Raw genomic sequence first — 9,205 nt, 5'->3', positions numbered from 1 at the left:
TGGTGTTTTGGCGGCGGATGGTCGCTGCAGACGGCGCTGGCAATGCCGGAGGCCATTGATGCGACGGTCATCTATTACGGCCGGCTGGTCACGGATGCCGGGGAGCTGTCAACTCTCGATATGCCGGTGCTGGGGATTTTCGGAGCCGAGGACGATGGTATCCCGCCGGAAGAGGTAAAAAAGTTTGAGGCGGCGCTTGACGAAGCGGGTGTCGCCAACGACATTTATATTTACGAGGGAGCCGACCATGCTTTTGCCAACCCGTCGGGCACTCGTTACAACGCGGAAGCCGCTGAAGACGCCTGGCAGAAAACGGTGGATTTCCTAGCGGAATATTTGAAGTAGCCGGCATGAGTTTCTGAGGAGTCGTTTGGGTCCAAAACAATGTCATCCAGCGGCTTGCGGTTCTATCCATCTTGGAAGAACTTTTTTACTTTTCGAATGGAACACCGGCCAAATACATTCTTATAAATGGGCCAAGGTAATATTATTTACCATGAAATGAATGAGCAACCAAAAATCATTTGGAAACTATTATGAGCTACAAGGTAACGATTCGCGATATCCAGCATATTACGCACGATGTTAAACAATTTAAGGTTGACAAGCCCGACGGCTTCGAGTTTGTACCGGGCCAGGCTACAGAGGTGTCAATTGACAAGCCGGACTGGCGGGATGAAAAACGTCCCTTCACGTTTACGAGTCTCAACGGCGAGCCCGACCTGGAGTTTACCATCAAGATATATGACGACCATGAAGGAGTGACGAATGAGCTGGACACCCTGAATATCGGGGATCAGCTGATCATCAGGGAGCCGTGGGGGACGATCCAGTATAAAGGTCCCGGTGTCTTCCTGGCCGGCGGTGCGGGGGTAACGCCGTTCATAGCTATTTTGCGCCGGCTGGCCCGCGAAGAAAATATTGAGGGTAACAAGCTTATTTTCTCCAATAAAGCGGATAAGGATATTATTCTTGAAGAGGAGTTCGAGGCGATGCTCGGCGACAACTTTATCAATGTCATAACCGATGAGCCCACGGACCGTCATATTTACCTGGACGGATTTATCGGCAAGGAGTTCCTAAAAGAGCAGATCGATGATTTTGATCAGCCTTTTTACGTCTGTGGACCGATGGCCTTTAACGATGCGATGACGGAGTACCTGAAAGAGCTGGGGGCCGATCCGGACGCCCTTGTTTTTGAGGAGTGAGCAATGGGATAGCGCATAGAAGACTTTGAATAACTGGCATTTTTGGTTAAGATCAAGGCCAGAAGGGTTTTACAACCGTAGCATATTGATGAGTATATGTGAGGATTGTAAAATCTCTATAACGAAAAGATTGGAAAAAAGGCAGTTTTGTAAAAGTCTTCGTATAGTAATATTGTACAAACAAAAACCGGCAGGGAGTATCTTATGAAAGAGTATCTTATGGAAAAGACAATAATGCGGACGTGGTTCATTGCAGCTCTTGTTCTCATAATGGGGACGACAATGGCCTGCGGGCAGGAGAAAGAGGATGTCACCTGGCTGATTGATGTGCTGGAACTTTCCGAAGGGTCGGTCGTGGCCGATATCGGCGCGGGCGATGGCAGCATTAGTCTGGCCCTGGCCGAGCATGTCGGTTCGGGGGGACACGTTTACAGTACGGAGCTGGGAGCGGATTCGGTGGAGTATCTCCGGGAGATGGTGGAGTCGGCACCGGTATCGAATGTGACGGTTTTAGAGGGACATCCGACGCAGACCAACCTCCCGGAGGGGTGTTGTGACGCCCTGTTTCTGCGGCGGGTCTATCATCACTTCAAGGATCCCGCCGCCATGAACGAAAGTATGCGGCAGGCGCTGAAGCCCGGGGGACGCCTGGCTGTCATAGACTTTGCGCCGAGGGGAGATGAGGGCGGCGATCCGGCGGAACGGGCCACCGGTAATCACCATGGCGTGACGGCGGAAACGGTTACCCGGGAGCTGCGGGAGGCGGGATTTACGGTGATCAGCTCGGAGCAGCGCTCGGGCAGGGACGTCTACGTGGTAGTGAGAAAGCCCAATAGCAAGAACCGATAGCCAGTACTATTTTTCTATGAGTACCCAGCTGTCCTCATCAATCATGCGCTTGGCTTTTTTCCACTTGATATCGATGACTTCCCCGCTGCTCATGTTTTGGATTTTGACGTAGTCATTGCGCCCGGGTTCCTCCTCAACGGTGACGGGCTCGGGCTTCTTGTCGCTTCGCTGCTGCTGTTGTTGGGGTCCTCCATTTTGACTTTGCTGTCCGCCGGTCTTAAAGCCCATATTCGTAGCATCGGAATGCTCTGTTTTGGCCTTGTCCATATTGACTTTGGCACGTTTTTCGGGCGCCTGCTGCAGGCGTTGCTGGTCGGCCTGCATTTCGGGAATGGCCTTCCAGATAAGCGAAATAGCCTCCTGGTTAATTTCATCCAGCAGCTGCTTAAACATCTCGAACGCCTCGCGCTTGTATTCCAGCAGCGGGTCTTTTTGTCCGAACGCCCGGAGGCCGATTCCCTCCTTGACGGCATCCAGCTCGCGGAGGTGATCCATCCACTTGTCGTCAATGATGGAGAGGATGGCGGTTCGCTCGAGTGCCCGAGCTACCTCGCGTCCCTCATTCTCCAGCGCCCTTTCCACGTCCACAACCACGCGCATCCGGCGGATGCCGTCGGTGAAAATCACCTGCACCTTGGTGGGCTTGTTCTCGGCGTCGGAAGCTTCGATATTTTTGATGACCTCGTGAAGCGGCTTCGAGATCATCTCCTCTTTCTGGCGATAGACTTCGTAGGCGCGCTCGATAATATGGTCGATGAGCATATCGGGGCCCAGTTTACCCATTTTGTCGCGTTCCAGCTCGATGTCGACGGCCAGGAAACGTAAAATGGTATCCCGGATTTCATCCAGCTCGCCATTGGGATAGTGTTCTTCAACCACGCTCTCTACCAGGTCTTCAAGCATGTCATAAATATCGCTGCGCAGCTCGTCGCCCGAGAGGGCGTGCTTGCGGCGTGCATAAATAACCTCCCGCTGGTTGTTGAGCACATCATCGTACTCCAGCTGCTTTTTACGGATGCTGAAGTTGTTTTGCTCTACCTTGGATTGGGCCCGCTCCAGGGACTTGGTTATCCATGAGTGAGTAATGACTTCGCCTTCCTCGAAGTTGAGACGGTCCATGACCTTGGCTACGCGATCGGAGCCGAACAGCTGCATCAGGTCATCTTCAAGAGAGACGTAGAACTGCGATTCGCCCGGGTCCCCCTGGCGTCCCGCCCGTCCCCGCAGCTGCAGGTCAATACGGCGGGAGTCGTGTCGCTCGGTCCCCAGGATCGCCAGCCCGCCTTTCTCCTTCACGCCCGGCGCCAGCTTAATATCCGTACCGCGTCCCGCCATGTTGGTGGCCACCGTGACGGCCCCGGGCTGTCCGGCCGCCGCAACAATATCACTCTCTTCGGCGTGATGTTTGGCGTTCAATACATTATGGGGAATATTTTCGCGCTTGAGCATCCGGCTGATGGTTTCGGAGACATCCACGCTGGTGGTCCCCACGAGTACCGGCTGCCCCTTCTCGTGGTATTCCCGGATGGTCTCGATCGTAGCGTTGTACTTCTCCCGCTTGGTACGGAACACCAGGTCCTCTTTGTCGTCCCGGATGACCGGCTCGTTGGTGGGAATGATGATCACATCGAGGTCGTAAATTTCGTTAAACTCGCCCTCTTCGGTAGCGGCGGTACCGGTCATACCCGCGAGCTTGTTGTACATCCGGAAGTAGTTCTGCAGCGTGATGGTGGCATAAGTTTGAGTGGCTGCCTCCACGCTCACATTTTCCTTGGCTTCCAGCGCCTGGTGAAGGCCGTCGGAGTAGCGGCGGCCCGACATCACACGTCCCGTATGCTCATCGACGATCTGGACCTTGCCTTCCTGCACAATGTATTCTTCTTCGCGTTGAAACAGGGTATAGGCTTTCAGCAGCTGGTTGACGGTATGGATGCGGTCGCTGCGCTCGGCAAACAAACGGTGCAGCTCGCTAAAGCGGCGTTCGCGCTCCTGCTCCACCTCCTGCCGTGCTTCTTTGATCTTTTTCTCCTTGTACTCGTCACTGAATTCGTCGTTGTCCCGTATCTTGCCGATCTTCTCTTCCCGGAGCTCGTCAATCTCTTTCTCAATTTTGGAGGTTTCGGTCCCCAGGTCGGGAATGATGAAAAAATCCTCATCTTCATCGGAGCGCGTGATAAACTCCTGACCCTTTTCGGTCATCTCGATGTTATTCATCTTCATATCCACCGAGTAGTAGAGCTCTTTATCCACTTCGGGCAGGCGCCGGGCATTATCCTGCAGGTAGAAAGCTTCGGTCTGCTGAACCAGCTTTTGGTTGGCCGGTATCTGCATCATCTTGCGGAACTTCTTGTTCTTCGGGAACCCCCGTTGTGCACGGTAAAGCGCGAGTCCCGCCTGTTCTTCATTTCCCTTGTCCAGTTCCTCCTGTGCCTCTTTGACGAAGGATGCCACCAGCTTTTTCTGTGCGCTTACCAGCGACTCGACGCGCGGTTTAAGCTCTTCATATTTTTGGGACTTGTTGTCCTCGGGTACGGGACCGGAAATGATGAGCGGGGTACGGGCTTCATCAATGAGGATAGAGTCGATCTCGTCAATGATGGCGAAGTTATGGTCGCGCTGCACCAGCTGTTCGGCGTTGCTCACCATATTGTCGCGCAGGTAATCGAAGCCGAACTCGTTGTTGGTGCCGTAGGTGATGTCGGCGCGGTACGCTTTGCGCCGCTGCTCGGAGTTCGGCTGGTACAGGTCCACACAATCGACTTCGAGCCCGTGGAAATTGAACAGGGGCTCGTTCCATTCCGCATCCCGCTTTGCCAGGTAGTTGTTTACCGTCACAATATGGACCCCGCGTCCGCTGAGGGCATTCAGATAGGCCGGCATGATGGCGGCCAGCGTCTTACCTTCCCCCGTTTTCATTTCAGCAATCTTGCCCTGGTGCATTGCGATGGCACCCGCCAGCTGAACGTCATAGGGAACCATGCCCCATTCATTCATGCTGCCGCCGACCTTCCATGTCTTGCCGAGAAAGCGGCGACAGGTGTCTTTCATCACGGCAAAAGCTTCGGGCAGGATTTCATCCAGTACCTCTTCAATCGTATCGGTATGTTCCTGTTCAAGGCTGTCCAGCTCTTCGCTCAGTTCCCGGCGACGGTCGACCGAAAGTTCTTCATTGCTGTTCAGGATTTTCTTAATGGCGTCAATCTCTTCGGTAACCTCCCGGGTGGCCTCATCCACCTGCCGGCGGAACGATTCCGTTTTTTGCTTGAGCTCTTCATCGGTAAGCTCCTGCATTTCTTCATAGTGCTCGTTGATTTCATCAACGATGGGCCAGATCTTCTTAAGGTCGCGTTCGCTTTTGGTTCCGAAAATACTGGTTAAGATATCGCCTATTTTGTCGAACATATAAGAGTTGGTCTTATCCGAGGTAATTTATGTGAATTATTAAAGTTACGGCTTACATAGAGCCTGTTCAAATTAATTAGGGCTTTACCCCGCATTTATTGCCGGAAAATGTGAATTAAACTCCTTTTTTATCATTTATTGCCTTCACACGCATTAAATGTAACCCATAAATTATGGTTCTTATTGTCTAAATTTATTTTTAAATTATGGGACTCTCTACGAATTGAAGTTTTCATTAACCGATTTACCAATGAAACGTACGTATCAGCCAAGTAAACGCAAGCGAAAAAACAAGCATGGATTCCGTAAGCGTAACAGCAGTAAAAACGGGAAAAAGGTTTTAAAAAAGCGTCGCAAAAAAGGACGCCATCGTTTGACTGTAAGTGATGACAAAGGACCGAAGTAATCAGTCTTCGGGCTCAAACGGTGATTTTAGTTTACCCAGAGAAAAGATCCTGAGGGGCCGGAAGAATTTTCAACGTCTCTTTGAAGGAGATGTGCAGGTATTCCGCAGAAAACATGTGGGAGTGCGCTATCATCTTACGGATGATAGCTCTTCCGGCTGTCTCATGGGATTTATTGTCAAAAAAAGCTTGGGCGACGCCCATAAAAGAAATAATATGAAACGGCTTCTCAGGGAAGCCTATCGGCTTCATCAACACATATTGTCTGATCCATTGCAGCGGATCCAGCGAACGCTTCACGGCGCATTTATGGCCCATACCGTAGATGCCACTTTTGCAGAAGTTGAGCAGGATGTAACCTCTTTGCTCGCACAAGTTCGCAATCAACTACCTACCACCTCGCCCGATCATTCATGAAGTATCTCTTTATTGCACTTATTCGCGTATACCAGATGGTTATCTCTCCGTGGATGCCCGACAGTTGCCGTTTTCATCCTACTTGCAGCGCTTACAGCATAGAAGCTTTCCGGCGGCACGGGGCGATCAAAGGGCTATGGCTTACTGTCAAACGCATTAGTCGCTGTCATCCCTGGGGTGACGAAGGATACGACCCCGTACCCAAATCAAAAACAGAAACGAAATTTTAGACTGAGGATTTCTCTTGGATCGTAATACCGTAACCGGACTAATACTTATTTTAATAGTGATGGTTGCATGGGCCTACTTCACCATGCCTACCGAACAGGAACTTCGCGAACGCCAGGCGGAACAGGCCCGCCAGGATAGTATAACCGCTGTTCAGGAGGACAGCCAGCAGGTACAACCGCCGGCGGATGACACGACGACTGCCCGGGAAGAACAATCCGGTTCGGATACCGGTATGGCGTCCTTGGGTGGCCAGGAGGAGGAGGGGGCCCGGGAGATGGGCATGTTTACGGCGGCCAGCAGAGCTGATACGTCGGGGACCATAGTCGAAACGCCGCACTACAAAGCTACTTTTACGAATGTGGGGGCCGGACCGTCGCAGGTGATGCTGAAACAGCATGAAACCTGGAACCATCAGCCGGTGCGCATGATTCAGGATACTACACAGTCGGCCTACTCGCTGGGATTCCTGACTACCGAAAACTACAATGTGGAAACGGACCAGCTGGTTTTTGAACCGCTCACGTCGGCTGAAAATATAGTCCTGGAAGAAGGGGAAACGGCGGAGCTGCAGTATGCGCTGAATATCAGTGATTCGCAGCGTCTGGTGTATACCTATACGGTGAGCGGCGATACCTATGAAATTGATCTGGATATCCGCTTTGAGGGACTTGAACAAACGATTGTCGGGGGGACTGTTGATTTTGGCTGGAAGCCGCAGCTGCGATTTACGGAGAAGGACGCCAGTACGGAGGCCACCTACGCCTCGGCTTATGTGTTTACAGGCGGGGAAATGGAGCAACTGAAGCTCAGCGAAGCAGGTCAAAATGAAAGCAATTATAACGGGTCGATCGGCTGGGTGGCCACGCGCACAAAATTCTTTTCTCAGATTATAAAGACAGATAACTCCACGCAGGGCGCACTGCTGGTCGGACAGCAAACGGGGGCCACAGACCTATCCACGACGGACCATCATTACCAGTCGTTTATAACCACTGATATTTCCCAGGACAACACGGTCTCCTACCAGATGTATGTGGGTCCCATGGCCTACAGCGATTTACGGAGGTACCACGAAGAGGCGTATGATATGGTGGATGTGGGGTATTCCTGGCTGCGCTGGCTTTCCGACCCGCTCGTGAAATATCTGATCATTCCCTATTTCGGCTTTGTGGAAGATTATATGAATGTGGGACTGGCGATCATTCTCTTTGCGGTCCTGATTAAGATGGTACTGTACCCGCTGACGAAGAAGAGTTACCGGAGCATGGCGGCCATGAAAGAGCTGCAGCCGGAGATGAAGGAGATCAAGGAGAAATACGCTGACGATCCCGAGAAGCAGCAAAAGGCTACGATGAAGCTGTACAAGGAGTCGGGGGTTAATCCCCTGGGCGGGTGTCTGCCCAACCTGCTGCAGCTGCCTATTCTGATTACGCTCTGGCGCTTTTTTCAGAACTCCATCCTGATTCGCCAGCAGGAGTTTCTGTGGGCAAGCGATCTTTCGGCGCCGGACTACATCCTGAGCCTCCCGTTTAGTATTCCCTTTTTGGGAGACCAGGTGGCGGGCTTTGTACTGCTGATGACGGGAGCGATGTTCGTGCAGAGCAAGCTAACCGGCGGCATGGGCCCCGGTGGCGGCGGAGGGGCGGCAGGGGGACCCAATATGCAGGCCCTGCAGTATGTGTTTCCTTTTATGCTGCTGTTCATCTTTAACAATTTTGCGGCGGGACTCAGTCTCTATTATCTCATCTATAATGTTGTTTCTATTGCACAACAGCTGCTTATTTACCGCCAGATGGATCAGGAAAAAGAGGCAGCCAGTGCGTAGGGTAACCATATTACCTGTTTAAATATGCCGGAGATACTCCATATTACCTTCCTTAAAAGGGGAGTTCCAGCGCGCTGCTGAAAACTGGTGTCGTTTTGAAAATGGAACATACAGCAAGAGGAGTTTTTTATAATACCACTGTGGAAAAAGGTATTGCTCTTACGGACTATTGCCGGTAAAAGCTCCAACGGTAAAGCAAATCATTCCTATATTTACCTCCTATGGAAAGTGTTGCCGCGTTCATGTATCCGCAGGTCGTCTGGAGGGAAGGCCAAAAAATGCTCTGGAATCCCATCCACCGCAAGCCGCTGAAGAACCGCCCAGAGGAGCGTGTCCGCCTGCGCATCATTGAATTTCTGCTCGCCGCCGGTTGGTCGAAGCACCGGATCTCCACCGAAGAGGCGATCGGCACATTGGCCGACAGCCGGATGCGAACGGATATCATCTGCTATAACCGGCAATTTGAGCCACGGGTCCTGATCGAGTGCAAAGCCGAGCACGTCCCCATATCCCGCAAAACGGCCGAACAGGTGGCCCGCTACAATCAAAATGTCGCCGCCCCCTACCTGTTGATGTCCAACGGCAGAGCTGACTTCTGGTATGCGGTGAGGGACGGCCGGGTGAATATGCTGGAAAAACGGCCTGAAATGATCAGCTCCCCGCTTGAGCGACCCGCCTATCATCTTGAGGAATGGCGCCGGCGGGGATTTGCGGGATCGGAGGCCTCGCCGGAGCTCCGAACATGGCTGTCCGCCTTGCTCCCCGCCCTGTGGCATTCCCCGGGAACCTCCGACATCCGGTTTCTAACGTTTAACCAGGAGCTGACCGATCTCAACCTCAACCACTATTATGTCGTTCAACCGCTGTCC

At 52.4% G+C, this 9,205-nt stretch carries 9 protein-coding genes; 8 read left to right on the top strand and 1 reads right to left on the bottom strand.

The features are described from left to right. The 3 genes from ACESLU_RS08120 to ACESLU_RS08110 all read left to right on the top strand — a co-directional run. Positions 1 to 345, top strand: a 345-nt coding sequence (locus tag ACESLU_RS08120; protein ID WP_372637666.1) for a dienelactone hydrolase family protein, incomplete at its 5' end; no start/stop codon positions are given. A gap of 191 nt (positions 346 to 536) precedes the next feature. Continuing rightward, positions 537 to 1,208, top strand: coding sequence for an FAD-binding oxidoreductase (locus ACESLU_RS08115; RefSeq protein WP_372637663.1), 672 nt, complete (start codon positions 537 to 539; stop codon positions 1,206 to 1,208). A 219-nt stretch (positions 1,209 to 1,427) separates the two neighbouring features. Beyond that, positions 1,428 to 2,057, top strand: a complete 630-nt coding sequence (locus ACESLU_RS08110) for a class I SAM-dependent methyltransferase (RefSeq protein WP_372637661.1) — start codon at positions 1,428 to 1,430, stop codon at positions 2,055 to 2,057. Between the two features lie 6 nt (positions 2,058 to 2,063). Here ACESLU_RS08110 and secA read toward each other — a convergent pair whose 3' ends face one another. After that, the gene (gene secA, locus ACESLU_RS08105; RefSeq protein ID WP_372637669.1) at positions 2,064 to 5,447 is read right to left on the bottom strand and encodes a preprotein translocase subunit SecA; all 3,384 of its coding nucleotides are present in this window, start codon (positions 5,445 to 5,447) and stop codon (positions 2,064 to 2,066) included. 262 nt (positions 5,448 to 5,709) lie between these two features. On the opposite strand from secA, the gene rpmH reads away from it, so the two are divergent. From rpmH to ACESLU_RS08080, 5 genes are all read left to right on the top strand, one after another. Beyond that, positions 5,710 to 5,865 carry a 50S ribosomal protein L34 gene (gene rpmH, locus ACESLU_RS08100; RefSeq protein ID WP_073061627.1) on the top strand — a complete coding sequence of 52 codons (156 nt, stop codon included), beginning with the start codon at positions 5,710 to 5,712 and terminating at the stop codon, positions 5,863 to 5,865. Further along, positions 5,846 to 6,280 (top strand): ribonuclease P protein component, encoded by a 435-nt coding sequence (locus ACESLU_RS08095; RefSeq protein ID WP_372637658.1) that lies wholly within the window; start codon positions 5,846 to 5,848, stop codon positions 6,278 to 6,280. The genes rpmH and ACESLU_RS08095 overlap by 20 nt, the downstream gene beginning before the upstream one ends. Continuing rightward, positions 6,277 to 6,510, top strand: coding sequence for a membrane protein insertion efficiency factor YidD (gene yidD / locus ACESLU_RS08090; RefSeq protein WP_372637656.1), 234 nt, complete (start codon positions 6,277 to 6,279; stop codon positions 6,508 to 6,510). Before ACESLU_RS08095 ends, yidD begins: the two co-directional genes overlap by 4 nt. Before the next feature lie 14 nt (positions 6,511 to 6,524). Next, the gene (gene yidC, locus ACESLU_RS08085; RefSeq protein ID WP_372637653.1) at positions 6,525 to 8,336 is read left to right on the top strand and encodes a membrane protein insertase YidC; all 1,812 of its coding nucleotides are present in this window, start codon (positions 6,525 to 6,527) and stop codon (positions 8,334 to 8,336) included. A gap of 221 nt (positions 8,337 to 8,557) precedes the next feature. Next, a partial coding sequence (locus ACESLU_RS08080; RefSeq protein WP_372637650.1) for a type I restriction enzyme HsdR N-terminal domain-containing protein occupies positions 8,558 to 9,205 on the top strand: 648 nt, incomplete at its 3' end.

The sequence above is a fragment of the Fodinibius sp. genome (assembly GCF_041642155.1).
In the GTDB taxonomy this organism is placed as follows: Bacteria; Bacteroidota; Rhodothermia; order Balneolales; family Balneolaceae; genus Fodinibius.
This window is presented reverse-complemented; position numbering and strand designations above follow the sequence as displayed.

Bases quoted from the DNA above. Each gene is read 5' to 3' on its own strand.
- rpmH (WP_073061627.1), top strand. From the start codon at position 5,710: ATGAAACGTACGTATCAGCCAAGTAAACGCAAGCGAAAAAACAAGCAT.
- ACESLU_RS08110 (WP_372637661.1), top strand. From the start codon at position 1,428: ATGGAAAAGACAATAATGCGGACGTGGTTCATTGCAGCTCTTGTTCTC.
- yidD (WP_372637656.1), top strand. From the start codon at position 6,277: ATGAAGTATCTCTTTATTGCACTTATTCGCGTATACCAGATGGTTATC.
- ACESLU_RS08095 (WP_372637658.1), top strand. From the start codon at position 5,846: ATGACAAAGGACCGAAGTAATCAGTCTTCGGGCTCAAACGGTGATTTT.
- ACESLU_RS08115 (WP_372637663.1), top strand. From the start codon at position 537: ATGAGCTACAAGGTAACGATTCGCGATATCCAGCATATTACGCACGAT.